Here is a 24,930-nt window from a genome sequence, read left to right as displayed (position 1 = left end):
TTTCTCATTTTTCGTAAATATTTTAACCAAACCGTGAATTGTCAGATCATGCTTCAACAGCTTTATTAAGTCTTCTTATATTTTTGAGCTGATCATAGGCGCAAATATTTCATAGGTTTTAGGCCCAAACCAAAGTTTCATTTCAATTAACAAGGATTCCATTGAGTCGCTACAGTGAATTAGGTTGTAGCAGCACCGACCTTCCCGATCGGCGTTTTCAAAGGAATCAGTTCCCAGATCGCCGCGGATCGTTCCTGGTACAGCTTTGGTCGGATCAGTAGCACCGGTTAATTCCCGAGAATTGGCAATCGCATTTTCGCCGTCCTGACTGAGAATAATCGGAACCATTGGTTTACCCACAAACGCTGCGATGGCCATTTTTTTAAAGGATTCGCCAAGTTTTTCAACGACATGGGCATAATGTGTTAAGATTGATTTTTCATCAGCGCTCTTAAATCCGATCATCTCAATCAGGAATCCCTTCTCAATAAATCGTTGAATAATCGGTTCCACTAATTCTGCTTCCAACGCGTCTGGTTTCATAATAATCAAAGCGTATGTTTTCATCAGTAATCCTCACTTTCCATATTTACTATTTATTATACTGATCTTTTACAGGTATTGGGTAAGCTAAACAATTGTTCTGACATAAAAAAGTCAAACAAATACAAAAAACGCTGAAGCCGATCCCGCATCACGATGCAGAACCGGCTTCAGCTTTCAATTTCTGATGTCATTCCTTTTGGACTCACCCCTTTCTATTTAGCAAAAACCTTCTCTTTCACTTTTCAAAGTAACAAACACTTAACTTGAAAACTTCTTCCATTTACCTTGGAAACCAGAAAATTAGAATTATTTGGAGATTGTTAATCTAACCTTTTTTAAGGTTGCTTTCCAGTTTTTTCTTATTTTTTTACGCTGATTGTGATCTCCTATTTTGAGGATTACTTATCTTTGATCTATTATTTGTATTTATGGCCACATCAATTTCGTACCATCATTAAAACTTGATATAAATACGTGATGCTTTTTTCCATAATGTAAATACCGATCTCCAATCAATCACACAATAATTGTCTGCAATCTACTCAGATAAAATTCGAGAACTGTTGCAGATGCGGAGGTAACAATCGATAAAATTTAACTAAGCGATCGGTATCGTGTTAGAATTTTTTTCTAACAGATTGCCGGCTTCCTTTAATCTTATCTGCAGTTAAGGTTTATTTACTTTTCAATGACCGTCTCAGTCAATCTGGAAAAGGATTGAGTTGATCTTTGATTTAGCTAAATTATAGCACGTTTTTTTTAAATGTAAAGTCTTTTTTTGTAAACGTTTTATTCCTTTTGTAAACCTTAAGCATCAGCTTTAATTATGAGTTCTTCACGATGAACCTCGATCGTGGGATCAATTAGAAAGACCGTGCTATTTTGATTATTTACACTCTCTAGAACATGTTCTGGCTTAACACTTTGTTGCTCGATATAAATCAAGGTCATCTTGACATTCACCTTGTCTTTTTCAGAATCAGCAAAAACTGCGATCGATTCGATAAATGGTCGTATATCTTTATCAACAAACTTCCCTTTTTTATTTCTTTTTTGCATAAAAATCTGAGACCGTTCAAGATAAGAACGGATGGATTCAGACAATTCTCTTAAATCAGTTTCAGGCACGACTTTGATGCGAATCCGATAGATGCTTTTACAAAGCGATGCCGACAGGGATCTGACCCCTTCGTCGCAGATTTTTGCAGTGATGATTTCCAGGCCATTGGGCAAAACCTGGTTCATGCGGCTGATAAATGTTTCTACATCAATGTTCTTTGATACCATCACTTCACCAAACTCACCATCACTTGTCAAGCCCACGGACATAGCCAGTGCGAATGACATTTTAGGATGAGGATTGAATCCCTGGGAGTATTCAACAGGAATATTGGCCCGACGAAAAGCCCGTTGAAACAGGCGCTGCTGATCTAAATGGGATAAAAAACGCAGGGGTGTAGTTCGCTTAAATTGATATTGAATTTTAACCATTGCATTTCCATCCTTTCTTGAACTCCATAATTCCACAATTCGAGCAGCTTTCGGGGCAGAAGGGCGTCGTTAACGCAGCTTCCGCTTTTTGTGCCTCGGCTTTTAAAAATTTCTTAGTGACCCCTGTATCAATAAAATCCCATGGTAGGATTTCGTCAAAGTCTCGATTTCGCAAGGCATAGAAATTCGGATCAATTCCTGCTTCAGCAAAGGCTTCGGTCCACTTTTCCAGATCAAAGTATTCTCCCCAGCCATCAAACCGGCAGCCTTTTTGATGGGCTTTTTCCAGCACCAGACCCAATCGACGGTCACCCCGGGCAAAAACAGCTTCCAGAAAGCTAACCCCACTATCGTGCCAGCTGTAGGAAATCTTTCGTTCTTTAATGCTGGCTTTTAAATGACGCTGCTTGTTCATAAATTCTTCCGGGGTATTCTGTCCCATCCACTGGAAAGGCGTGAATGGTTTCGGTACAAAAGAAGAAGCGCTGAGAACAACCTTCACACTTTTATTCCGGGACTCACGATCAATTTTATAGTACTCATTCACGACTTTTTGTCCCAGATCGGCAATGCCTTTGATATCGGCAAGGGTTTCTCCCGGCAAACCAATCATAAAGTAGAGTTTGACATGTCCCCACCCCTTCTCAAAGGCAGTTCTAACCGTATCCATCAGGTTTTCTTCGGTCACGCCCTTATTGATAACGTCGCGCATCCGCTGCGTACCAGCTTCCGGTGCCAGAGTCAATCCGGCTTTCCTGACTTTTTGAATCTCTTCCAGCATCTCAATGCTTAAGGAATCAATGCGTAGAGATGGCAGGGTAATACTAACCTTACCAACTTCAGCATCACAGACCAGGTTTTTAATCAAGGTTTCAATTTCACTGTAATCACCCGTGCTAAGAGATGACAACGAAGCTTCATCGTAGCCAGTAGATGCGATTAGAGCTTTAATTTTTGATTGGATCGTTGGTACGGTTTTCTCACGGGTGGGACGATAGATCATCCCAGCCTGGCAAAAGCGGCAACCCCGTCCACAACCTCTGAAAATTTCGTAACTGATGCGATCATGAACGGTTTCCGTATAGGAAACCACAATTTTATCCGGGAAGTAAGCTTGATCCAGGTCTTCGATAAATTGTTTGCGGATCGTCGCTGGCACTTCTTCTGCAATGGGGGTGAAGGCAGTAATCACCCCAGACATTTCATCATAGCTGACCGCATAAAAAGCCGGGACATAAACCCCTTCAATCGCCGCTGCCATTTTTAAAAAGTCCTGACGGTTGCCGCCGACTTTTTTCCACTCACGGTGAGCAGCCATAATTCTTAAGATCACCTCTTCTCCCTCACCGATGACAAAAATGTCAATAAAGTCTGACAGCGGTTCGGGATTATAGGCACAGGGACCTCCCGCGATCACAAAGGGTTCATCTTCTTTTCGCTGGGTGCTTCTCATGGTGATCTTCCCCAATTCAAGCATATTTAAAATATTACTGAAGCTCATTTCATATTGAAGGGTAAATCCCACAAAATCGTATTCGTTTAAAGGCATCATCGATTCCAACCCATATAAGGGCAGATCATGTAGCCGCAATTGTTCTTCCATATCCACCCAGGGTGCAAATACCCGTTCACACCAGATGTCCTTTTCTTCGTTAAGTAATCCATAAAGAATTTTCATGCCTAAATGGGACATTCCCACCTCATAGGTATCTGGGAAGGCAAAAGCAAAGCGAATCATCTCTTGATCTGGGGTCTTATGGACAGAATTCACCTCATTGCCAAGATAAGTGATCGGTTTTGTTACCAAGGGTAAAATATTTTTTTCAATATAATTATTCATTCATTTCCTCATATTTATAATTTTTAAACGTTAGTCTAATTTTAGCACACCTAATCTTACATGATTCTTACTGGCTTGTATAGTCCCCGCATCAGAATAAATATTCATTGCCTCAATTTAATTCTGAACATCATTCAGAAAAGTGCATTTGATAAACAATACCAATTGTGATAGACTACACAATGTTTGTAATTTTATATCGAACTTTTGCGGAATTAAATGGGCCTTGTGTTCAATGAATAACGCAAAAAACGAATTCTTATTCGTGAAAGGAGAAACGAATTGTTAGAAACAGTAGATGTGGGCATTTTATCCATCATTCCTCCAATCATTGCCATTGTCCTGGCGTTGATTACTAAAGAAGTCATCTCTGCTCTGCTTATCGGAATCTTATCTGGAACTCTGATCTATGTTGTCAGTAGTGGTGGGGGTCTTGTTGAAATGGGAACGGTTGCCTTTGGTTTAATGGCCGAAACCGTGGGTGATCCAGGTAAATTCAACATTATCCTATTTTTGGGGCTGCTGGGCGCCCTGGTTTATGTGGTGACCATCGCCGGAGGATCAAGAGCCTATGGCAATTGGGCTACAACTAAGCTTAAATCGAGACGCAGTGCCCAGCTGGCCACCAGTGCCTTAGGGGTCATTATATTTGTCGATGATTACTTTAATTGTCTAACTGTAGGTACCGTAATGAAGCCGGTCACCGATAAATATCAGATTCCTCGGGCCAAACTCGCTTATATCATCGATTCCACTGCGGCTCCAATTTGTATCATTGCTCCGATTTCTAGTTGGGCAGCGGCGGTCGGATCGACTCTTTATGAAACTGGGGCCTTTCAGAATGAACTGAGCGCTTTTATGTCGACGATTCCTTATAATCTCTATGCTCTTTTAAGTATTTTGATGGTCATCATTCTTTCGATAACCAACCTGGATTTCGGACCGATGGCCCGAGTTGAAAAGCAGGCGCTTGAAACCGGAGACCTGGGAGCTCTGGATACTGAGCTGGAAGAAAAAGTTCTAATGGATGGTAAGGGTACGATCTGGGACCTGATTATTCCGATTGGCGCCCTGATAATCTTTTCAGTTCTATCGATGCTTCAGAACGGTGGCTACTGGTCCGGCGAAGGTTTAACATTGTCCGCCGCCTTTGGCAATTGTGATGCTTCTGCCGCACTGGTAATGGGCGCTTTTTGGGCGCTAGTGGTGACCTTCTTACTCTTTATTCCCCGCAAACTTATCGATTTTAAAACCTTTATGGGTGGTATCGGTGAAGGGATTAAAACCATGGTACCCGCCTATATCATTCTGACTTTGGCCTGGACTATCGGTGCTCTGTGTCAGGATCTGCTGGGAACCGGCCTCTTTATTGGGGAACTGGTCAAAGCAAGCAATATCCCGGTGGGGTTGATCCCGGCCATGATTTTTCTGGTGTCAGCATTGCTGTCCTTTTCCATTGGCACCGCCTGGGGCACCTTCGGTATCTTTATACCTATCGTGGTTATGATTTCTCAATATACCTCACCGGAATTGATGGTCGTAACCTTGTCGGCAACTCTTGCCGGCTCAGTATTTGGCGACCATTGTTCGCCCATTTCGGATACCACCATTTTATCTTCAACGGGGGCTGGTTGTGACCATATTCAGCACGTATCAACTCAGATGCTTTATGCTATCGTGGTGGCCGCTTGCAGCTTTGTTGGTTATCTGGTTGCCGGTTTAACTTACGGAAATCTTATATTAACCTGGATAACTTCGATTGGCCTTCTGATTGTGTCGCTAATAGTATTCCATCGTATTTCCAAATCCAGAATCAATCGACTGAATTATTCTACCCCAGATTAATCCTGGTAACTTCAAATGTCCGTCATTCTACAAATAAGCATGGCGGGCATTTTTTTATTCAGAATTTTTTCCAGATTAGGACGCCTTTTCGTTGCTGCAAGGATTCCGTAATCATATCCTTTTCAGCGATTTTCTCCAGGTATTGATGGATCCGGCTGATTTGCTCCGGGCTTTCCAACACTGACAGTTCTCGCGTATAAATCTCCTTGGCTTTTTCTAAAGAAAAGAACCGTTTATGAATGCCAGTTTCGTAAGTCAGTTCCGGAAAAATGCCCTTCGTCCATAAAATGTTAAAAATATAGTTCAGCTTATTAAACTGACGAAGATAGTTTTGATCGGCTAACGTGTATAGTTTTTCTTTCAGGTTGCTGTGTCGTTCCACAAATGCGGACAAATAGCAATAGCCTCGGGAGCAATCCATCAGTTTATAAAGATGAGCCGGCCCATGAATGGCCGGGGACATACTCGCTACAACCAGATCAAAGGGTTTCATGCATTGAAAGCTATCCCAATCCGAATGAACAAATTCCGTGTTTTTCAGGCCTGCAGCGGTGGCATTTTCGTTGGCAAAGTGTAGCATATTTTCAGAGAAATCCAGACCAACTACTTTTTTTGTCTTTTTCGCTAGTTCAACCGCCAAATGTCCTGATCCACAGCCAATATCCAATACCGTTGATTCACTATTGATAATACCCTTATCAATCAATGTCTGAACCTTCTTTTTTCGATTTAACTGAGCCTCCTCGGTCGATAACGAAAGGTTGTATTCTTCTGCCCGAATGTCCCACAATTCCACCGATGGCTCTTTTTTCTGGTTATCGGATAACCAGAGTTCCTCAAAGTATTCTAACTTTAAATGCATCCTGTATCACTCTCCTTTATTTATCCAGACACGCCCAAAATCTTCCTTTAACACCTGAAAATCCTGATAGGGCTTTTCAATGCAGAGCAAACGTTTGATGACACGTTGTTGTTCTTTGTCTAAATTTAACTGGGAAATGGAAAAGCCACTAGCTCCGACGCTCATTTCGTCACAGTTTGATGCCAACCGCAGAAAAACATCACCGATTCCCCAGAAATCAGGATTAAAGCGGCGGCGAAATTTGGGATCACAACTGGCCGAGCCAAAATCAATGAGTGACAGCAGATCACCAGTCCATAAAAGATTATCGGTTTTGATGTCCCGATGAGTGATATGCAGCCCCGACAGATAATCCATCACAGCAATTAATTGCTCCATGATCGCTGTAATTTCTTTTTTGTTAAAAATGTAATCCCACTCTAATAGGTCTTCGAGTGACTGTCCTGGCATTTTTTCCATCACCAGTCCATAGAAACCATCCCGATCAAGAAGTTGATTCAATTTGGGAATAGCCGGATGGTCAATTTTTTTCAGAAATTTGCTTTCTCGGGCCAGTTTTTCTTTACGGCGCTTGACATCATTGGGATTAAAGATTTTTAAAACATAGTGCTTTGTATCTCGGGACATCAGATAGCAGCTACCAAACCGTCCCTGCCCCAGAGTCTTTATCAGCACAAAACCATCAAGAGCAAGCGTTCTCCTGAGCGTTTCGAGACGGTTACCACTCAATCTCGTCAACCGATAAGGGTTTCTCATTGAGATAACTTTTCTGAACCTGACCATTTTTCATAATAATGACCTTGTCGGCCATGGGAGTAATGGCCTGATTGTGGGTGATCAGAATTACTGTCATATTTTCTTTGCGGCTGGTTTCCTGGAGTAGTTTTAAAATATTTTTCCCCGTATTATAATCCAAAGCTCCGGTGGGTTCGTCACAAAGCAGAAGCTTCGGTCGCTTAGCCAACGCTCTGGCAATAGCCACTCGCTGCTGCTCGCCTCCGGAAAGCTGTGATGGAAAGTTTCCCAGCCGTTCTTCCAATCCAACACTCTTTAATACGGTTTCTGCGTCCATCGGATCATGACAGATTTGGGTCGCCAACTCGACATTTTCAACGGCAGTCAGATTTTGAATAAGATTATAAAACTGAAAAACAAAACCAGTGTCATAACGTCGATATTCCGCCAGCTCCCGGCGATTCAAGGTTGCCACATCTTTTTCACCGACAATGACCTGGCCCTCATCGCAGTTATCCATCCCACCCAAAATATTAAGGACAGTCGTTTTTCCGGCCCCACTGGGGCCTACTACCACCGCAAATTCGCCTTCGTCAATAAAAAAATCGATCCCATTGGCGGCATTGATGGTCACTTCCCCCATATGATAGCGCTTATGGACATCTTTAAATTCAATAAAATGTTTCATCTTTTCCAGTCCTTCTTTTATTAGTGCCGGAGGCTCTCCCCCAGCAATTTTTTTTCATACTAACAGTATATCGAATAGAACCCATAAAAGCCATATTACCTCGAAAAAAAAGAAAGGTTTCCCTTTCTTTCGGTTATTTTTTGGCTGGTTCCCATTTGCATCGCACCGGGGATACAATGGCTTCTTCTTTTTTTAGCAGTTTAAAGGCTTTGTCAACTTCTTTTCGATCGACTTTCAAGGCTTTTTCAACTTCTCCCGCTGTCATCGGTGATCCATGCTGCTCCATAAAAGCTAAAATTTTATCCTTCAGTTCCATAAAATAGCCCTCCAAATTTACTCATCTTTATTTACTTATCTTTTGACAAATTATAGCAAAACTTTCTTAATTCGGTTTTAATTGCCCCCCAAAATTTATTGAATCATCTTAATTTTCGACAATTGCAATAATTGCAGCCTGGTTCAGTTTTTTACTTTGAATCCCTAAAATATGATTCAACACCAAAGCGATGGCTGCGAAACCAATAATGACGATAAATGTTGAACTGTAACTACCGCCTGAGCTTTGCAGTAGATAGCTAGATATCATTGGTCCAATAATTGCTGCTGGTACCAATAAAAAGTTGGACAAGCTAAAATTCAAGGGATAATTTTTTGAACCAAAGCTTGAATTAATAACAACCGAGGATAAAGCGGGCACACCACCATAGGTGACTCCCACCGATAAAAGACCGATGAAGATGAAGATGACGTTATTCATTGTTGCTCCAAACAATAAAAAAACACCAGCAACCAGTAAGAGAATGGTATTGGTTGCCATAGCTTTCCCTCTGCCAACTTTATCAAACAAGCTGCCTATGACAACCCGGCCGCCGCCATTAAAAACAGAAACCAGCAAACCCAATTGGGCCGGCGCCCCAAAGGCCATCGCGATAGTTGCCGCACTGCCAATAATTAGCAATCCTGATGCGGTAATCATGATTCCCCAGAAAAAGTATGTCCAGAAAACGCCGGTCTTTAACATTTCCCCAGCCGAATACTCTTTCTTCTGACTTGCTTCACCCTGAGCAGTGGCCGCTTTTTTCGCAGCCATTTCAGGTTTCTTAATAAAGAACGATCCTAAAGCCATGACTATCGCTCCCATGATCGCCAGATAGAAGAAAGTTTCCAATACGCCAACACTCCCGACTAACGAGCTGATCAGAGTACCGAGAATCAGCCCCCCCAGACCAAAACCCATTAATAAAATTCCTGAAGCTAAACCGGCTTTCTCAGAAAACCAGGGCACTACAGCACTGATAATTGAATTGTATCCCATACCGACGCCGGTTCCGCAAAGCACACCATAAAAAACATACAAAAGGATTAAACTTTGACCCGGTTGGGTCGGATCAATTTTCGAAACACCAAAAAAACCAATAAATAGCATCGCCGCTACCATTAACACAATGGTTTGGCTTTTAATGAATCGGGTTAATTGACCACTAACAAAACCGCCAATACAAAAAAAGATAATTGAAATGGTGAAATTAAGTGATAAGTCCGTAACTGTCCAACTTTCAAAGACCTTGTTCAGTGGTGCTCTAAAAATTGACCAGGCATACAGTAATCCCAGAAACATTAGCATAATGGTCGCTACCGCCAGATAAATCCAGCGTTTTAAATTCTCATTTTTCATCATTTTCCTCTTCTTCCTAAAATTTCCTTGCTTTATTGTATCAGCTAGCTAAAGTAAACACAATAATAAAAACCAGTAATCGCTATAACGATTACTGGTTTTTATCATTCTACTGGACAGCTTGTTTTAAAAAGATTAAAATATACAAATAGCTACTAACCAGAAGTTTCAACAGGAGGAAACCATGAATTTATCATTTTTTATTGGACCGATACTGGGAGGCATTATCGGACTGATTACCAACGGCATCGCCATACGGATGCTTTTTCGCCCATTAGAAGCCATCAAGGTTTTCGGGCTGACCTTACCCTTTACCCCGGGTTTAATTCCCAAAGAAAAACCTAGAATCGCCAAATCATTGGGGAATGTGGTTGCCAACAACCTACTAAATGAGAACGTGATAAAAAACGGCTTATTGTCCAAAGAAGTGGATGATAAGATTGCTAATGCCGTCAATGGACTGATCGCTAAAAAAAGCACCAGCGAAGAAACCCTACGGGAGCTGTTTTACTCGTTTTCCGGCGATCAGCGTGGTGAGCAAATTATCACTGAGGTCAGCACGAAAATTGTCGATTTTTCTTACGAGCGAATGGTAAAAATGGAGTTGGGACCGCTATTATCTGAAATAGCAGTCACTGAAATTGTCAGCAATCTACAGGGCTCAATGTTTGCCATGTTGATCAATGGAAACTTGATCAGTTCTGCCAAGGTCAAAATGTCTGAAATTATTGAACGAATGGTGGTCGAAAAAGGAGAGGGCATCCTGGGTAATATCATTGAAAAAGAAGGTAATAATCTTTTAGGCAAGCGACTATGTGATCTTTATAACGAATATGAAGACCGCATTCCGGAATTTGTCACCTGGATTATATCGAGCTATCATCAGCTAATTGAAAAAAACATTGGCAGTCTAATTAATGCCCTAAACTTATCAAAACTGGTCGAAGATCAGATAAACGGCTATGATGTCCTGACTTTTGAAAAAATGATCCTGGAAATCATGCACAAAGAACTAAGCGCAATTGTCTGGTTGGGTGGATTATTGGGCTGCATTATGGGACTGGTGATGTCCTTTGTTTAGGGCCTCAGAACAAATATTTAAAAAGGAGTTAAAATGACTAAAAAAGCAGCAATTAATTGGGATCAATTGGGATTTGACTATATAAAAACAGATTATCGATATCTGTCTTTCTGGAAAGATGATCAATGGGATGGCGGAACTCTGACCGAGGACAATGTCCTGCACCTGGGCGAAGCTGCCCCCTGTTTGCACTACGGGCAGCAATGCTTTGAAGGACTGAAAGCCTATCGGACGAAAAACGGGGACATCCAGTTATTCAGGATTGACCAGAATGCCCGGCGACTACAGGATTCCTGCGATCGGCTATTAATGCCAACAATTTCTGAAGAAACGTTTATCAAAGCATGTGTGGATGTAGTCAAGGCCAATGAAGCCTATATTCCGCCTTACGGCACCGGCGGTTCGCTATATATCCGTCCGATGATGATTGGGGTAGGCAACAGCGTGGCGGTCAAACCGGCCAATGAATATATCTTCACAGTTTTTTGTATGCCGGTGGGTGCTTATTTCAAGGGTGGCCTAACGCCGGTTAATTTTATGGTCTCCGACTATGATCGGGCTGCCAGTAACGGCACCGGCCAACAAAAGGTTGGTGGCAACTATGCGGCCTCGATGCTGGCTCACCAAATTGCCGTTGAAAAAGGCTATGCGGATTGCATTTATCTGGATCCCACTACCCACACCAAAATTGAAGAAGTCGGAGCCGCCAATTTCTTTGGCATCACCAAAGACAACCGTTTTGTCACCCCCGCTTCCCCCTCCATCTTACCCAGCATCACCAAATATTCCCTGCTTTATCTGGCTGAACATGTTTTGGGAATGGCAGTCTCGGAAGAAGATGTTTTTATTGATGAGCTTGATCAGTTTACCGAAGCTGGCGCCTGTGGTACCGCAGCCGTGATAACCCCCATCGGCGGTATTTTTCATCACAACCGGCTACACATTTTTTACAGCGAATCCGAAGTGGGCCCAGTAACCAAAAAACTCTACGATACCCTCACCGCCATCCAACTCGGCGATCTGGCCGGTCCGGAAGGCTGGATTACCAAGCTATAACTGTCTTGTCATTAATTATTTCCAAAAGAAAAACGATGGATTTATTCCCCATCGTTTTTGCTTTATTTTTGCTGAACAGGCCGTTTCTTCTTTTTCTTTTTGCGGATCGAATACCCGAAGCTGCCAACCTTCTCTCCCAGCCCAAAGTATTCGCCATGAACGTAGGCTAATAGATTGGCTTGATCCAAATGAAGTTTACCGTTGGCGTCAATTAGAGTGTCAGCCACATGAACTGCTAGAATCTCGGCCATAAACAGATCATGAGTACCCAGTGGGATAATTTCTTTGACCCGACATTCCATACTCAAGGGACTGGCTACCAGCATCGGACACTTCACCATATCACCGGGAACTGACGCCAGCGCCAGCAATTCGAATTTATTCATCTCCCGGCCAGAGCGCACCCCACAGAAATCGACTGCTTTCACCAGCTCCACTGTGGACAGATTGATAGTGAACTCCCGGGTTTTTGTGATAATCTCGTAGGATAAACGGCTGGGCCGTAGTGAAATATAAGTCATTGGCGGTTTGGTATTGAGAATCCCAGTCCATCCCACGGTTAAGATATTTGCTAACGCGTCCTCGCCACAAGTTACCAGGACTGGAGGAACCGGTGCCAGCAACACGGATCCTGGCCATTTTGTTTTACTCATTGCGTTTTCTCCTTTGTTTGCGATAAAACCATTATATCAGTTATGCGATGATAATTACAGAAAATCGTCACCAACTTGGCCATCACTACCGTTAAAAAAATTCAATTAGATGATTTAAACACAATTTTTCTTGCAATTTTTGAGATAAGCCGATAGTATTATAGTTAGAATAGACAGTGGACAGGAGAACTATGAAAACAGAATTATTATTTCTAATTAAGCGCCTATGTGATCTTGAAGAAGAATTCATGGAGCTGACTGAAGAAGAAAAAGAAATTGTCGTAACCACCGCCGAAAGTATGACCGGGAGTCTGGTCTTTTTATTGGAAGCGCTTGAAGATTACTCCATGAGCGGTTTTTATGACGAAGATTGAAGCCAATTGAAAAAAACAAATAAGGAGGTAGTTCGATGAAAGTAGCCGCTTTTGTATCCAGCATGGTTGCCCTTTTACTGGGAGCCGCAGCCCTGACCTTAAGCATTATTGCCGTTTCAAAAACTGCCCGTTAGTGGCAAAAGAGCAACGCTTCTCAGTGTTGCTCTTTTTTTATCATTCTATTTCGATACTTTTAGTCTTTATTTTTTTATCTTTTTGCAATTAATTTCTGTATGAATGACTGGAGACTTTTTTGTTGCAATGAGAATGCCGCACACAATCAGACTCATCCCCAGCAAATGACTGAGCTGTATTTTTTCATTAAGCAGGATAGCGGCCAAGATAATACTACTGACCGGAACTACACTGGTGAAGATGGCCGCGTTACTGGCCGTTACCTTTTCAATCCCTTGAAACCACAGGACATAAGAAATAAATGAAACAAAGACACCATAATAACAAATACACAAAATAGTTTGTAGCGACATTTTTGCAAATGGAAAGTCCCAGGCATCATGAATCGCAAAGGGTAATAAGCAGATAAATGCCATCGCCGCCACAAGTGTCGTCCGGTACACCGGGGACATTCGGATGCACTTTATTTTACTGAGCACCGAAAATAATCCTTCGCCAATCACTGCGATCAAAATCAGAAAATTCCCCAATACCGAACTGTCAAGAGCCCCTTCTTTAAAATACGTGTAAAGATTGATGCATAACAAACCGACAATGACCAAAGCCAGCCCGATCGCGTTGTTTTTTGAGATGGTCTCTTTTAGTAAAAAGAATGCCAGAATCACAACAATGGCTGGTCCCGAGCTTGAAATCAAGCCGCTGTTGGCGGCGGATGTCAGCTGCAATCCCCAGAAAATGAAGACCCGGTAGAGGACAATCCCAGCCAGAGCCTGACCCAACAGAACGCCAACAGTTTTTATATCCAACTGATGGTGCTCTTTTTTGATAACAAAGGTGACGATCAACAAAAAAATCAAACCAATCAGGATCCCCAATTCAGTGGCCAAGAATACCGGAACACTTGTCACCATCATTTTACTTACCACAACCGCGCTGCCGGCGATAAACATCGCCAATGTTAAATCCATATAGGCTCTAAGTTTTTTCCGCATAATAACCCTCTTTTCTAATCGATATACTTATGATAAAATCTTACCTGATAGATGTGGTTTGTAAAGAACCACTTAAACGTTTTTTTTGCAAACCACTTTAGGAGGAGCACGATGTGGATTAATATCGACAAAAATAGTAACACGCCCTTGATACGGCAGCTCTATAATCAGATCAAACACCTGATTTTAGACGGCCAGCTTGCCGCAGATGAGAAGCTGCCATCAACCAGAAAACTGGCCATGAATCTGGGGATATCCCGAAGTACCGTTCTGGATGCCTACAATCAATTGATTGCCGAGGGCTACTTACAAGGAAATCATGGCTCCGGTACGGTGGTCTCCGGCGGTATTGATATTTTTTTTATCCCTCTTAAAAAGCCTGATAAAAAACATGATTTATCCGTTACACTAAAAAAAGAACCAGAAACCATGGTCATTGATTTCCAGTCCGGCGTTATTGATTCGTCACTGTTCCCATTGCGACAGTGGAAGAAAGCCTACCAGCGCAGCTTTGATCAGATATCCGAAACGGCTTTTTATTATCATCCCTGTGCTGGTGTGCTTAAATTGCGCCGGACGATTGCCGATTATTTGCTGCGAACCCGAGGACTCCATTGTCAACCGGACAACATTGTGATTGTTTCTGGTGCAACACAGGGCCTTGCGCTGATATCAGCTTTATTTCATGATCAGCAGCAATCTGTACTGATTGAAGACCCTACCCATCCCGGATTGCGAAAAATTATTGAGCGCTCAAAACTAAGTCTAATTGGAATTCCGGTCGATGACCGTGGCATGGTGACAGATTTAATCACCCCTTTTTTATCCCCAGCTTTTATCTATACGACCCCCTCCCATCAATACCCTCTCGGTGGCATCCTCCCGATCCAACGCCGTCAGAAACTTATCCAGTATGCCATTGCACATGATGCTTATCTGCTTGAAGATGACTATGACAGCGAGTTCCGCTTTGAAGGACAACCGGTGTCATCACTCTATGAGCTAAATCCTGACCGGGTTATCTATCTTGGGACCTTGAGTAAAATCCTCACCCCGGCCATTCGTCTGGGTTATCTTATTCTCCCGGATAAACTCATTGAACCCTATCTGGAACTAAAAAAATATTCAGATGTCCATAGTGAAGCCTTTACCCAATACGCTTTGTCCGAGTTTATTGAAAATGGCGAGCTGGAAAAGCATATCTGGAAGATGAAAAAAATCTATACAAAAAAAAGACAGCACCTGATTGCTGAACTATCCCGCTGCTATCCTAATGATTTCGAAATAAAAGGTCATGCCGCTGGTCTTCACATGGTCGTTCATTTTAACGGTGTTGTTTTTGATGACACGCTGATCAATCACATCAATTCTCAGCAAGTCCGGGTCTATCCGATTGCAAACTATGTTTTTGGAAATAAGGCGGCCTACACCAGCGATATCCTTCTCGGTTATGCGCATTTAAGCTTTGCCGAAATCTCCATGGGCATCACCCGGCTCTGTTGTGCACTTTTGAATCTCGAACACAAAAAAGACACTCCCATGAGTGTCGAATCAAATAAAAAATAACCCAGTACCGGAAATTGTTACATCATGTTGTGACCAAGGGGTCAGACCCTACGCATCGGGGCGGACAACAGATTAACAATTAATCGGTACGGTAATTTAACCTTAACAAATTCATTGGAAACTGGTTATTTTTCCACCGCATCGATGGCAGATTCCGCATCGTCAACAGTTCCTTCTGGACTGGTTGGAGACAGCGTCATGAAAAAACCGTCGGTCTGATCCATAAAGGCCTTGGCGCTGTCGAAGCTGACATCCAGCAGATGCCCGCCTTTGCTGCGGTCATCAGAAATAAAATGAAAATGATAGCCTTTCACATTTAAGTCGCCGATGTCTTCCGGGCACCACAAGCCCACCAGGGTTCCGGAAATCTTTTGATAGTCAAAGATGGATTGATTTTTCACAGCCTCGGAAAGAACCGAATAAGGTTTTTGCTGACTGGGAACCGAACGGGCTTTAACGGTGTTGAAGGTGCCATCAATCCGGAACACATAAAAGGACGCCGGATCGGTCATCAGTTTGTCCAGTTCCTGTTCGAGGGCGTCCAGACTGGCGGTTTTTTCTAATGATTTAGTCACATCCTCATTAAAATAAGTGACGGCGGCAAAGGGGGTCGTATCGGTATCCGGGACTTCCACCACTTCGCCGCTGGCTTTGACCTTGTAGATTGTGTTCTCAATCATCACCAGCTCGCCGTCTAAGGCATCAAAGGTACCAATTCCGACATCTCCATGCTGCTTCAATTCGCCAAAGCTCATAAAACCATCGTAATTCCCGGCCAGCAGGGAATTAATGGTTGATGCCTGGAAGAGGGTTTCCTCTTTTGAAGCGACAGCGTCACTACTAGTGCTAGTGGTTGTCCCGGCACAGCCCCCCAGCGTAACCACGCAGAGTACCGATAAAACAATTGCGGTAAATTTTATTTTCATATTAGCTCCTTCATTTATTTAATTTCTGCCACGGGCTTCGCCGCCGGTTTGTTGGCGCGACAACAAAGTTTTTGCTCGATGTTTATTTAGCTTGCTCAATCCAACCCTCTTTGAGGGAACCCAGCAGACAATAGTCAAACAAGCTTGCCCCGATTTTTGCGATGATCTGGGCATTTTTCAGGTTTTCTCCTTCAGCTTTGTTGATAAAAAGAATCCGGGTAGCATTTTTATCCAGGGTATTGTTTAGTTTATTGTGAATAAAATTCTCAAGCGTCTGCTGTAAAACGTCTTCATCAAAAATAATTTGATCATTTCCAAACAATTCTGATCGATGAAAGGTCGCTTCGTCAATTTTTTTAAATAGAATCTCGGCTCCCATGACGTGAATCAGCTTGGTAGTAATTTTCGGAATTGATGGCTCGTAGTCGTTATAGAATTTATAAGGCTTTCGTTTTGACCCGTCTCCTTCGTTAATGATAACTAACGGCACGATCGCCTCTTTTAAAGTGATCAGCTCTGTTTCGGAAAAGCCTGAAATTTTCTGTCCATTCACCCTTTCTTTGCCAATAATCCATTCCCGTTTAGGGTCTTTCGCGATTGCTTCAATCACCTCCGCCAGTTTTTCGCGGATCAGACACTGTTGCTCGGGCACATCGGCAATACAAATTTTTGCGGTTGTCGTCATCACATGGTGTACCTCTCTGGCAGCTAGTTCTTTGCTGATTTCAAACATCAGCGAGGTTTTCCCGCCACCTCCAGTAATTGTAATCACATCATTCTCGGTAATGTTTAAATTGCCGATAAGTTCCATCACTATTCTCCATTCCATTATGTATCGATATTTAAAAAGACCACAAGTTTTGTAATCAATTTCCCGGTATCGTTTCAGATAGTTAAATTTTACACTGCAATTTTCTTAGGCGCAATGATAATTATCAGTTATTACTCCATCTTAATAGTTATGAACTCAAAAATAATCGGGGCTTCCGGATCTGCATTGACACCTGTTTTAAGCAATGATAAAATCAATCAGCGATTGTGATCAAGGCTTTTTTGTCTTATAAAAGCACGATCCACCACAAAGGAGGCATAATGATTACATTTATTATCGGACTATTTATTCTAATTCTGGGCGGTTTTTTCTACGGCAAGCTAATAGATCGGGTATTTGCCCCAGATGATCGGGCAACCCCAGCCATTAGTCAGGCCGATGGCGTCGATTTTGTCGTTATGCCCAAATGGAAAAACCAGTTAATCGAGTTGCTGAATATTGCCGGTACCGGGCCGGTACTGGGACCAATTCAGGGAATTCTATTTGGTCCGCTGGCGTTTATTACCATCCCAATCGGCTGCGTGCTAGCCGGCGCGGCTCATGATTATCTTAACGGAATGATCTCGATCCGAAACGGTGGTGCTCAAATGCCCCGGATGATTGGCCAGTATCTGGGTACCAAGATTAAGCGCTTTTATACCCTGGTGTTATGGTTACTGCTTTTTCTAGTCGGCGACGTTTTTATCTATACTCCTGGCGATCTGATTACCAAAGATATCCTAAAGCAAGATGCCAGCCCCCAGAGCTTAACCGTCTGGATCGTTTATGGTGGTATCTTCGTGTATTATATAATTGCTGCTTTTTTCCCGATCGATAAGATAATCGGCCGGGTCTATCCGATTTTTGGTGCCTTTTTAATTCTCTCAGCAATTGGAATTTTTATCGGGGTTTTAAAAAATGGTGGGGTTAATCTCGTAAACCTGTCCTGGGAAACATTACCCCAGCACCCCCTCGGTCAGAAATTTGTTCCGGTCTTCTTTATCACGGTCGCCTGCGGGATCCTTTCCGGTTTCCATGGTACGCAATCGACCCTTATTTCGCGGACGATGAGCAAAGAAAAAGAGGGTCGCGGGACCTTTTACAATATGATGATTGTGGAAGGATTTATCGCCATGTGCTGGGCAGCCGGAGCGATGATTCTCTTTAATCAGGGTGTCGATTTAACTACCGGAGCGACCGCCATGGTCAGCCTGATCTCGCAACAATTTTTGGGACCGATCGGTGCCTATTTTGCTATCCTTGGGGTCATTGTATTGCCAATTACTTCCGGGGATACCGCTTTTCGTTCATTGCGGCTGATGATGGCAGAAACCTTCAACATCGATCAGACCAACCTTAAAAAACGCTTACTAACCACCCAGATCATCTTTATCCCTGCAATCGTCATTCTCGTGTTTGCCAAAACCGCTCCCAATGGTTTTAACCTGCTCTGGCAGTATTTTGGTTTTACCAATCAGTTTGTGGCCATTTTCGCATTGGCGATGGCAGCAGTCTATTTGATGAGCAAGCAAAAATTTGTCTGGATTGCCCTGATCCCGGGAATGTTTTACACCTTTATCGTGATCAGTTATATTTGTCATGCCCCCATCGGTCTGGGTCTTGAACCCCGACTTGGCCCTATTATTGGCATTGACCCCAACAGTTATATCCTTTCCTATGCAATTGGTGCCGCTGCTGCCATCTTCTATATGGTGTTTGTCTTAAAACAGGGCCGGCGGGATCCTAACACTCCTCAACTTTAATAGCTGATTAAATTTTTAAAAACCCTATTTCGACAAAATCCCATCATCATCGATTTTGATAGTGATGGGATTTTTTATTTATTTGCTGAATAATCCAATTCCTGAAGTTTGACATACCAGATAACCTAGCTACATCACTTCAACCCGATTACGACCGTTTTCCTTAGCCTGATATAAGGCCGTATCAGCCTGGGAAACAATCGTTTCCGGAGAACTGTCCGTTTTAAACGCCGAAACTCCGAGACTGATCGTTACCTGACCAGCCGTTGTAAAGGGATACTTCTCAACCGCTTTACGCAAATGCTCAGCCAACACCACGGCCTCAGTGACATGCGTATCCGGCAGAATGATTAGAAACTCTTCACCACCCCAACGCCCCACTACATCCCGGTTGCGGACATTTTCATTTAGGACTGCTACCAATTCAATCAGGACCCGGTCCCCGACCTGATGACCATAGGTATCATTGACCAGCTTGAAATGATCAACATCCAAGATGATAATGGCAAACGGCGATAAGCTGGTTTTTGACCATTCAAATTGTTGTTCCAGGGTTTCATCCAGTTTTAAGCGATTAAAACTTTGTGTCAGCTTATCAGTGATGGACAGTCGCCGGATTTCTTTTTCCATCAGCTTCCTTTCACTAATATCCCGACTTACCCCTAACATACCAATAAATCGACCATCTTCATTGTAGATACCAGATACCGTAGCCTCAGTCCAAACCGTTGAACCATCTTTACAAGGTTGTTCCAGCTCTCCCCGAAACACTTGAAAAGGCAGGTTCTTCTCAACAGACTCAACCGCTCTCGCCAGACCCTCATGCATCTGAATCAGAGATCCCGGGCACAGGACTTCTTCTTGAGACTGGGTCATGACCTCTTCAACCGTGTACCCTCGGAGCTTTTCCACTGATGGGCTAATATAAGTGAAACGCCCTTCCAGATCCATGGTCCAGATAACATCCGCGGCATTGTCAGCCAGCAGTCGATGGCGTTCTTCACTCTGCTGCAGTTTTGCTTCTATTGCTTTGAGCTCAGTAATATCACGGATCACGCTGAGGGTATGGGGAATACTATCAATGAAAATTTTTTTTGATGATATCAGGCCAATATGTTCTTCATTGTCTTTTCCATAAAAAGAGAACTCCAGATTTTCAACAAAACCATCCGTTTCAAGTTTCTTTATGAAGGATTCACGTTGACTATGATCACTATAAAGATCACAGATATTAAATGAACCGACTGTTAAATCTTCATCGGTAAATTTAGTGGCTTCCATAAAGGCGTGGTTATATGCCATCAAAGTGCCATCGTCGATTTTTGTAATTATGGTTGCATCCGGGATCGCCTGAAATACCATTTCAAAATGGGAGCGCGCTTCTTCCAATTCACGGATAGAAGACTCCAGTTTTTCTGCCATTCTGTTGAAGGCATCCGAAAAGTCGCCTAGAAAATGAACCCGCTGAGAAAAATCCCCCGAGGCAATCGTTTTTGTTATCCAGGTCAGGTTCCGTAGGGAGGCCTGCAGATTTTTAATTGCCCCCCACTACATATCCCTTACCTTTTATATCATGTGACAGATTCCCGTTTCCCAATTCTGCCGATGCGGCTCTGATTGTTTTAATGGTTTGATCAACCTCTAAGAAGGTATCATCACTACAGATATTTTCAGGAGGAACCGCTTCGACCCGAAGGTCATTAAGCGCGGCTTTAAAGTACTCTAAAATTGAGCTTGCGTCTTTACTGATCATATCTGTTTTGTTAGCTCCCTTCTGTTAAGGCTGTCAGGTTATTGGATTTTTTAAATGTCAAACAATTATTGTCGAGCAGCCATAAATTCGGGTTTATTTCCCCACTATTGATTGACTGCTCTGGCACTAAAACGGCAGGTTCGATCCCCGGTACACCAGCAATCAATCTCTTTGACAATGAAGGGTTTGCCAGAATAATTTTCCAGCAGGGCCGAAATAAAACCTTCATCATAGGTGCAAATTTCATAACCTTGCTCAGGCAATCCGGAACAATCCAGATCTTCGGAAACTGTCAAAATTAATTCACCTTTTTCCATATCCGCTTGTTCGACTCGGAGAATGCCCATGCCGAGCTCTCTCAGAACCGCTTTTAATTGATTGACAAAATTATTGAGATCATCGGTTTTCGTAATCATATGCTGATAGAATGCGCTTCCTGCCAGCTGTCCGGCTTCATAAAATATTTTATCAGTTTCTTCTTTGCCAACATGTTTTTCGATGATATCTCTGAATGTGAATTGCATCAGTCGATATACCTCAATCCGGGTGGTGTTGCCCAAGTTCGGACGTCCTTTTTCAATATCACCCAGCAGATCCCAAGAAAACGCGTATTTTCTTTCCATTGATAATTCCCTCTCACTCCTGGTACTTGTTTGCATAATTTATTTTTTCGCCAAAGATATGTAATTTTATTGTTTTATTTTACCACGTCGACCCGGGGGATTGTCAAGCTGGTTTAATTGGCATAACCGCGATATTATCAACGAAGTATTTTTTATCTTAAAGATAATATAGACCGTAATATTTCTGAAAACGATTCTTACAAAAGTTGACTTGACAATTAAAAATTCTTTAGATAAAATAGATAGCATGCTAAGTATTGGAGAAATGATGAGACGAGAAACCTTTAATTTTGGACGATCAGTGAAACAATTGAGCAACATTATGGAAATGCGATTCAATCAATCTTTGAAGCAATGGGATCTGACCTCATCCCAGTTTTCCGTAGTTATGTACCTGCTGCACAATCAGGATCAGGAAATTAACCAGAAGATGATCGAAGAAGCCTTCCTTCTTAAAGGACCCACGGTTACTGGCATTGTTAAGCGACTGGTTGAAAAAGATTTCATCCTGAGACGACTAGATCCCCAGGATCGACGAATTAATTATCTGGAGCTGACCAAAAAAGGACAAGCTTTGGAGCCACTGGTGTGTAAAGAAATCACCCGCCTGGAAACCGATACCCTCAGGGGGATTTCCGCCGAGCATTTAGACCTGCTGGAAGAGCTCCTGATTCAGGTCCTAAAAAACATCACCACCCCCACTGCTGATCAGGACTAAAGTCAAATTAACGACCTGACACACAAGCACTAAAATTTACGGTGATCTAGATCACTGTGATTCAACGAAAGGAATTATTTTATGAAGAACGATTTATTTGAAAAGTACCCTATTCCTAAAGCGGTATTAACACTAGCCATACCCACCATGCTGAGTATGCTGGTGACTATTATCTACAACATGGCTGACACTTTTTTTGTAGGACAAACCGGAGATGCCAATCAAGTTGCAGCTGTCTCTCTGACCATGCCAATTTTTTTCTTGCTGATGGCCTTTGGTAATATTTTTGGCATCGGTGGTGGATCCTATATCTCCCGACTTTTGGGAGAACGTAAAATTAGTGATATTAAACACACTTCTGCCTTTAGTTTTTACGGTTCAATTACCCTGGGTTTAATTGGAATGGCAGCTTTCCTTTTGTTTATGGATCCCGTTCTTAGAATTGCTGGCGCGAGCGATAACACCATTGGCTTTGCCAAAGGATATCTGACAATTATCGCCTATGGAGCAGTTGCCATCTGTCTGCAGAATTCTCTGGCCCAGATTGTCCGTTCGGTCGGCGCGGCCAAAGAGTCAATGATTGGGATGATGATCGGGACCGTCATTAATATCATTCTGGATCCGATTATGATTTTATCTCTGAATATGGGCGTTGTCGGGGCTGCCTGGGCGACAATAATTGGAAATGCCTGCGCGGTTATTTATTTTATTTATTATATCTTTAAACATAGTGATGTATTGTCTATAGCTCCTGGTGATTTCCGAATGGAAGGTGCCATCGCCAAAAACACCTTTGCCATTGGACTTCCAGCCTCGATCAATAATATTCTGATGAGTTTTTCGATGATGATTCTGAATAATTTTGCATCATCTTATGGAGATATTGTCATTGCCGCTTTTGGCGTTTCCAGCCGGGTCTTTTCGATCGTGGTCATGTTGGCGCTGGGTCTTGCCATGGGTATACAACCCTTTATCGGCTATAATTATGCTCAACAAAATTACAAACGAATGAACGATGCGATTAAATTTGCTGCGGTTATTGGGATGATCATGGGAGCTGTGGTCATGGTCGTCACGATGATTTTCAATACTGAAATAGTTTCTTTTTTCATCAATGATCCGGCCGTTGTTGAAATCGGAGCTTATATCCTGGTGATCCAAATGCTGGTCAGTCCCTTTCTTGGCCTCCAGTTTATTGTCACCACGGTATATCAGTCGCTGGGTAAAGCCATACCTTCCCTAATTCTGACAGTTAGCCGACAGGGATTGGCGTTTATCCCGATTCTAATTATCGGATCGGCTCTATTTCAACTCCAGGGCGTCATCTGGGCCCAACCTCTGGCAGACGTCTTTTCGATTATCCTGGCGGTTTCCATGTACATCGTCACCTACCGAAAACTACAAGCCAGTAAAAAAGAACCCGTCACCCTGGCTATGGAAGACGGACTGGTCTGAAAATAACACAAAAGCATCCTTATAACACGGGATGCTTTTTTTATTATTTTTAACCATTTTTTTAGCAAAAAATGAGTGGATTAACATCACTAATTGGGGTATAACAGCTGTATAAAATATATAAGGGGGTTATACCCATGATTATTCTTGTATTGAATTGTGGAAGTTCTTCGGTGAAATTTCAGATTTGTCGAATGCCAGAATATCAGGTTCTGGTTAAAGGGTCCATCAGCAAGATCGGCTACTCTGATGCAGCATTCAAATTACAAATCAAAGATCATGTCCAAATCCTGGAAACATTACCTATTTACGATCACAAAAGCGGTATCAATCTAATTCTAAGCACCTTAACAATCAGGGAAAAGTCATTAGGATTTGTTCTCACTGATCTCGCTGCCATCGGTCATCGGATAGTTCAGGGCGGTGAACAATGCAACGATTCCCTTCTCATTACGCCAGCCATCATTGATTATATCGAAAGCATTAAAGAACTGGCGCCGCTACACAACCCCCATCACCTGGCTGGTATTGATGCCTGTGCCAAACTGCTGCCCGACATTCCCCAAATCGCAGCTTTTGATAATGGTTTTCACATGACCCTGCCCCGCCATGCCTATTTGTACGCCCTACCTCTGGAGCTCACTGAAAAACATAAAATTCGGCGCTATGGGTTTCATGGGATCGCTTTTCGGAGCATGGTTGCCCAGGCGCAAAAATTTCTGCCAAATGGTTATGAAGCCTATCGAATTGTCAACATGATGCTAGGCAGCGGAACCACCGCCAATGCGGTTTACTATGGAAAATCAATCGATGTGAGTACTGGCTTCACACCGCAGGAAGGCTTGATCCAATCTACCCGAGCAGGCGATATGGATGCTGCCGCATTACTTTATTTGATGAAGAAGGAGAATCTGACCTTGAGTGATGCCGACACCCTGATTAACAAAAAGAGCGGCTGGCTGGGCTTATCCGGGATGGGAAATGATATGCGCGAAATATATGAGGCCTCTTTAAATGGAAACCAGCGGGCCATCGATACCATTGCCACTGTCTGTCACCGCTTCCGAAAATATATTGGGGCGTATGCGGCTGAAATGGGCGGTCTCGATCTGCTGCTCTTTTCTGGTGGCGTCGGGGAAAATGCCTGGTATATCCGGGAAGCCGTCTGCACTGGGCTTGAATTTATGGGGATCGCGTTGGACCCACAAAAAAATCGGGATCTATCGGGTGAAGGGGTGATTAGTACGACAGATACTGCCGTTCAGATCCTGGTAGTCAGTGCCAACGAAGAACAGATTATTGCCGAGGACACCTTTGACATCCTCGGCCATAGTGATTAATT

General features: G+C 42.9%; 24 protein-coding genes. 9 read left to right on the top strand and 15 right to left on the bottom strand.

Features of this window, described 5'->3' with window-relative positions; genetic code table 11:
- Positions 1-75 precede the first annotated feature (75 nt).
- The 3 genes from DOZ58_RS02575 to DOZ58_RS02565 all read right to left on the bottom strand — a co-directional run bounded on the left by DOZ58_RS02575 (position 76) and on the right by DOZ58_RS02565 (position 3,877).
- The gene (locus tag DOZ58_RS02575; protein WP_111886873.1) at positions 76-567 is read right to left on the bottom strand and encodes a nucleoside-diphosphate kinase; all 492 of its coding nucleotides are present in this window, start codon (positions 565-567) and stop codon (positions 76-78) included.
- Between the two features lie 786 nt (positions 568-1,353).
- Positions 1,354-2,037, bottom strand: a complete 684-nt coding sequence (locus DOZ58_RS02570; protein WP_111886872.1) for a TIGR03936 family radical SAM-associated protein — start codon at positions 2,035-2,037, stop codon at positions 1,354-1,356.
- Entirely contained in the window at positions 2,030-3,877 is a 1,848-nt protein-coding gene (locus tag DOZ58_RS02565; protein WP_111886871.1) for a TIGR03960 family B12-binding radical SAM protein, read from the bottom strand. The genes DOZ58_RS02570 and DOZ58_RS02565 overlap by 8 nt, the downstream gene beginning before the upstream one ends.
- 282 nt (positions 3,878-4,159) lie before the next feature.
- Here DOZ58_RS02565 and DOZ58_RS02560 point away from each other — a divergent pair, with 282 nt between their 5' ends.
- Positions 4,160-5,722 (top strand): Na+/H+ antiporter NhaC family protein, encoded by a 1,563-nt coding sequence (locus tag DOZ58_RS02560; RefSeq protein WP_111886870.1) that lies wholly within the window; start codon positions 4,160-4,162, stop codon positions 5,720-5,722.
- A 58-nt stretch (positions 5,723-5,780) separates the two neighbouring features.
- On the opposite strand, the gene DOZ58_RS02555 is transcribed toward DOZ58_RS02560, so the two are convergent.
- The 5 genes from DOZ58_RS02555 to DOZ58_RS02535 all read right to left on the bottom strand — a co-directional run bounded on the left by DOZ58_RS02555 (position 5,781) and on the right by DOZ58_RS02535 (position 9,685).
- On the bottom strand, positions 5,781-6,584 hold the full coding sequence (locus DOZ58_RS02555) for a cyclopropane-fatty-acyl-phospholipid synthase family protein (protein ID WP_111886869.1): 804 nt from the start codon (positions 6,582-6,584) through the stop codon (positions 5,781-5,783).
- Positions 6,585-6,590: 6 nt separating this feature from the next.
- Entirely contained in the window at positions 6,591-7,340 is a 750-nt protein-coding gene (locus DOZ58_RS02550; protein ID WP_204355459.1) for a protein kinase family protein, read from the bottom strand.
- The gene (locus DOZ58_RS02545; protein WP_111886867.1) at positions 7,303-8,007 is read right to left on the bottom strand and encodes an ABC transporter ATP-binding protein; all 705 of its coding nucleotides are present in this window, start codon (positions 8,005-8,007) and stop codon (positions 7,303-7,305) included. The genes DOZ58_RS02550 and DOZ58_RS02545 overlap by 38 nt, the downstream gene beginning before the upstream one ends.
- Positions 8,008-8,140: 133 nt before the next feature.
- Positions 8,141-8,323, bottom strand: coding sequence for a transcriptional regulator (locus DOZ58_RS02540; protein WP_111886866.1), 183 nt, complete (start codon positions 8,321-8,323; stop codon positions 8,141-8,143).
- A gap of 108 nt (positions 8,324-8,431) precedes the next feature.
- Positions 8,432-9,685: an MFS transporter gene (locus DOZ58_RS02535; RefSeq protein ID WP_242988581.1), complete on the bottom strand. Its 1,254-nt coding sequence runs from the start codon at positions 9,683-9,685 to the stop codon at positions 8,432-8,434.
- Between the two features lie 181 nt (positions 9,686-9,866).
- Between DOZ58_RS02535 and DOZ58_RS02530 the strand changes: the two genes are divergently transcribed.
- Entirely contained in the window at positions 9,867-10,763 is an 897-nt protein-coding gene (locus DOZ58_RS02530; protein WP_111886864.1) for a DUF445 domain-containing protein, read from the top strand.
- 33 nt (positions 10,764-10,796) lie between these two features.
- Positions 10,797-11,819, top strand: coding sequence for a branched-chain amino acid aminotransferase (locus tag DOZ58_RS02525; protein WP_111886863.1), 1,023 nt, complete (start codon positions 10,797-10,799; stop codon positions 11,817-11,819).
- Positions 11,820-11,881: 62 nt separating this feature from the next.
- On the opposite strand, the gene DOZ58_RS02520 is transcribed toward DOZ58_RS02525, so the two are convergent.
- Complete coding sequence (locus DOZ58_RS02520; RefSeq protein WP_111886862.1) at positions 11,882-12,472, bottom strand: flavin reductase family protein; 591 nt, start codon at positions 12,470-12,472, stop codon at positions 11,882-11,884.
- A gap of 191 nt (positions 12,473-12,663) precedes the next feature.
- Here DOZ58_RS02520 and DOZ58_RS02515 point away from each other — a divergent pair, with 191 nt between their 5' ends.
- A complete protein-coding gene (locus DOZ58_RS02515) occupies positions 12,664-12,846 on the top strand; it encodes a hypothetical protein (RefSeq protein ID WP_026393241.1) in 183 nt (60 codons plus the stop codon).
- Positions 12,847-13,046: 200 nt separating this feature from the next.
- Here DOZ58_RS02515 and DOZ58_RS02510 read toward each other — a convergent pair whose 3' ends face one another.
- Positions 13,047-13,973 carry a DMT family transporter gene (locus tag DOZ58_RS02510; RefSeq protein WP_111886861.1) on the bottom strand — a complete coding sequence of 309 codons (927 nt, stop codon included), beginning with the start codon at positions 13,971-13,973 and terminating at the stop codon, positions 13,047-13,049.
- A gap of 111 nt (positions 13,974-14,084) precedes the next feature.
- Here DOZ58_RS02510 and DOZ58_RS02505 point away from each other — a divergent pair, with 111 nt between their 5' ends.
- Positions 14,085-15,539 (top strand): PLP-dependent aminotransferase family protein, encoded by a 1,455-nt coding sequence (locus DOZ58_RS02505; RefSeq protein ID WP_111886860.1) that lies wholly within the window; start codon positions 14,085-14,087, stop codon positions 15,537-15,539.
- Between the two features lie 125 nt (positions 15,540-15,664).
- Here DOZ58_RS02505 and budA read toward each other — a convergent pair whose 3' ends face one another.
- Together budA and yqeC are read right to left on the bottom strand one after the other, a co-directional pair.
- Positions 15,665-16,465: an acetolactate decarboxylase gene (gene budA / locus DOZ58_RS02500; protein ID WP_111886859.1), complete on the bottom strand. Its 801-nt coding sequence runs from the start codon at positions 16,463-16,465 to the stop codon at positions 15,665-15,667.
- 82 nt (positions 16,466-16,547) lie between these two features.
- Positions 16,548-17,276 carry a selenium cofactor biosynthesis protein YqeC gene (gene yqeC, locus DOZ58_RS02495; RefSeq protein WP_162624389.1) on the bottom strand — a complete coding sequence of 243 codons (729 nt, stop codon included), beginning with the start codon at positions 17,274-17,276 and terminating at the stop codon, positions 16,548-16,550.
- A 281-nt stretch (positions 17,277-17,557) separates the two neighbouring features.
- Here yqeC and DOZ58_RS02490 point away from each other — a divergent pair, with 281 nt between their 5' ends.
- On the top strand, positions 17,558-19,039 hold the full coding sequence (locus DOZ58_RS02490; RefSeq protein ID WP_111886857.1) for a carbon starvation protein A: 1,482 nt from the start codon (positions 17,558-17,560) through the stop codon (positions 19,037-19,039).
- 129 nt (positions 19,040-19,168) lie between these two features.
- Here the strand turns inward: DOZ58_RS02490 and DOZ58_RS02485 are convergent, their stop codons facing one another.
- The 3 genes from DOZ58_RS02485 to DOZ58_RS02475 form a co-directional block, all read right to left on the bottom strand.
- Complete coding sequence (locus DOZ58_RS02485) at positions 19,169-20,461, bottom strand: diguanylate cyclase (protein ID WP_111886856.1); 1,293 nt, start codon at positions 20,459-20,461, stop codon at positions 19,169-19,171.
- 112 nt (positions 20,462-20,573) lie between these two features.
- Positions 20,574-20,792: a hypothetical protein gene (locus tag DOZ58_RS02480; RefSeq protein WP_111886855.1), complete on the bottom strand. Its 219-nt coding sequence runs from the start codon at positions 20,790-20,792 to the stop codon at positions 20,574-20,576.
- 104 nt (positions 20,793-20,896) lie between these two features.
- Complete coding sequence (locus DOZ58_RS02475; RefSeq protein ID WP_111886854.1) at positions 20,897-21,415, bottom strand: V4R domain-containing protein; 519 nt, start codon at positions 21,413-21,415, stop codon at positions 20,897-20,899.
- A 265-nt stretch (positions 21,416-21,680) separates the two neighbouring features.
- On the opposite strand from DOZ58_RS02475, the gene DOZ58_RS02470 reads away from it, so the two are divergent.
- The 3 genes from DOZ58_RS02470 (at position 21,681) to DOZ58_RS02460 (ending at position 24,928) form a co-directional block, all read left to right on the top strand.
- Entirely contained in the window at positions 21,681-22,133 is a 453-nt protein-coding gene (locus DOZ58_RS02470) for a MarR family winged helix-turn-helix transcriptional regulator (protein WP_162624388.1), read from the top strand.
- Between the two features lie 81 nt (positions 22,134-22,214).
- On the top strand, positions 22,215-23,588 hold the full coding sequence (locus DOZ58_RS02465) for an MATE family efflux transporter (protein ID WP_111886852.1): 1,374 nt from the start codon (positions 22,215-22,217) through the stop codon (positions 23,586-23,588).
- Positions 23,589-23,725: 137 nt separating this feature from the next.
- Entirely contained in the window at positions 23,726-24,928 is a 1,203-nt protein-coding gene (locus DOZ58_RS02460) for an acetate/propionate family kinase (RefSeq protein ID WP_111886851.1), read from the top strand.
- Positions 24,929-24,930 lie beyond the last annotated feature (2 nt).

Source organism: Acetobacterium sp. KB-1, from assembly GCF_003260995.1.
GTDB classification, from domain to species: Bacteria; Bacillota; Clostridia; order Eubacteriales; family Eubacteriaceae; genus Acetobacterium; species Acetobacterium carbinolicum.
The sequence above is the reverse complement of the archived record's forward strand: the minus strand, read 5'-3'. Positions and strand labels throughout refer to the sequence as shown.

Coding starts and splice junctions, on each gene's coding strand:
- DOZ58_RS02535 (WP_242988581.1), bottom strand. CDS start 9,685: ATGATGAAAAATGAGAATTTAAAACGCTGGATTTATCTGGCGGTAGCG.
- DOZ58_RS02565 (WP_111886871.1), bottom strand. CDS start 3,877: ATGAATAATTATATTGAAAAAAATATTTTACCCTTGGTAACAAAACCG.
- DOZ58_RS02555 (WP_111886869.1), bottom strand. CDS start 6,584: ATGCATTTAAAGTTAGAATACTTTGAGGAACTCTGGTTATCCGATAAC.
- yqeC (WP_162624389.1), bottom strand. CDS start 17,276: ATGGAACTTATCGGCAATTTAAACATTACCGAGAATGATGTGATTACA.
- DOZ58_RS02525 (WP_111886863.1), top strand. CDS start 10,797: ATGACTAAAAAAGCAGCAATTAATTGGGATCAATTGGGATTTGACTAT.
- budA (WP_111886859.1), bottom strand. CDS start 16,465: ATGAAAATAAAATTTACCGCAATTGTTTTATCGGTACTCTGCGTGGTT.
- DOZ58_RS02460 (WP_111886851.1), top strand. CDS start 23,726: ATGATTATTCTTGTATTGAATTGTGGAAGTTCTTCGGTGAAATTTCAG.
- DOZ58_RS02575 (WP_111886873.1), bottom strand. CDS start 567: ATGAAAACATACGCTTTGATTATTATGAAACCAGACGCGTTGGAAGCA.
- DOZ58_RS02540 (WP_111886866.1), bottom strand. CDS start 8,323: ATGGAACTGAAGGATAAAATTTTAGCTTTTATGGAGCAGCATGGATCA.
- DOZ58_RS02510 (WP_111886861.1), bottom strand. CDS start 13,973: ATGCGGAAAAAACTTAGAGCCTATATGGATTTAACATTGGCGATGTTT.
- DOZ58_RS02475 (WP_111886854.1), bottom strand. CDS start 21,415: ATGGAAAGAAAATACGCGTTTTCTTGGGATCTGCTGGGTGATATTGAA.
- DOZ58_RS02570 (WP_111886872.1), bottom strand. CDS start 2,037: ATGGTTAAAATTCAATATCAATTTAAGCGAACTACACCCCTGCGTTTT.
- DOZ58_RS02490 (WP_111886857.1), top strand. CDS start 17,558: ATGATTACATTTATTATCGGACTATTTATTCTAATTCTGGGCGGTTTT.
- DOZ58_RS02505 (WP_111886860.1), top strand. CDS start 14,085: ATGTGGATTAATATCGACAAAAATAGTAACACGCCCTTGATACGGCAG.
- DOZ58_RS02545 (WP_111886867.1), bottom strand. CDS start 8,007: ATGAAACATTTTATTGAATTTAAAGATGTCCATAAGCGCTATCATATG.
- DOZ58_RS02470 (WP_162624388.1), top strand. CDS start 21,681: ATGATGAGACGAGAAACCTTTAATTTTGGACGATCAGTGAAACAATTG.
- DOZ58_RS02515 (WP_026393241.1), top strand. CDS start 12,664: ATGAAAACAGAATTATTATTTCTAATTAAGCGCCTATGTGATCTTGAA.
- DOZ58_RS02530 (WP_111886864.1), top strand. CDS start 9,867: ATGAATTTATCATTTTTTATTGGACCGATACTGGGAGGCATTATCGGA.
- DOZ58_RS02480 (WP_111886855.1), bottom strand. CDS start 20,792: ATGATCAGTAAAGACGCAAGCTCAATTTTAGAGTACTTTAAAGCCGCG.
- DOZ58_RS02550 (WP_204355459.1), bottom strand. CDS start 7,340: ATGAGAAACCCTTATCGGTTGACGAGATTGAGTGGTAACCGTCTCGAA.
- DOZ58_RS02465 (WP_111886852.1), top strand. CDS start 22,215: ATGAAGAACGATTTATTTGAAAAGTACCCTATTCCTAAAGCGGTATTA.
- DOZ58_RS02485 (WP_111886856.1), bottom strand. CDS start 20,461: ATGGCAGAAAAACTGGAGTCTTCTATCCGTGAATTGGAAGAAGCGCGC.
- DOZ58_RS02520 (WP_111886862.1), bottom strand. CDS start 12,472: ATGAGTAAAACAAAATGGCCAGGATCCGTGTTGCTGGCACCGGTTCCT.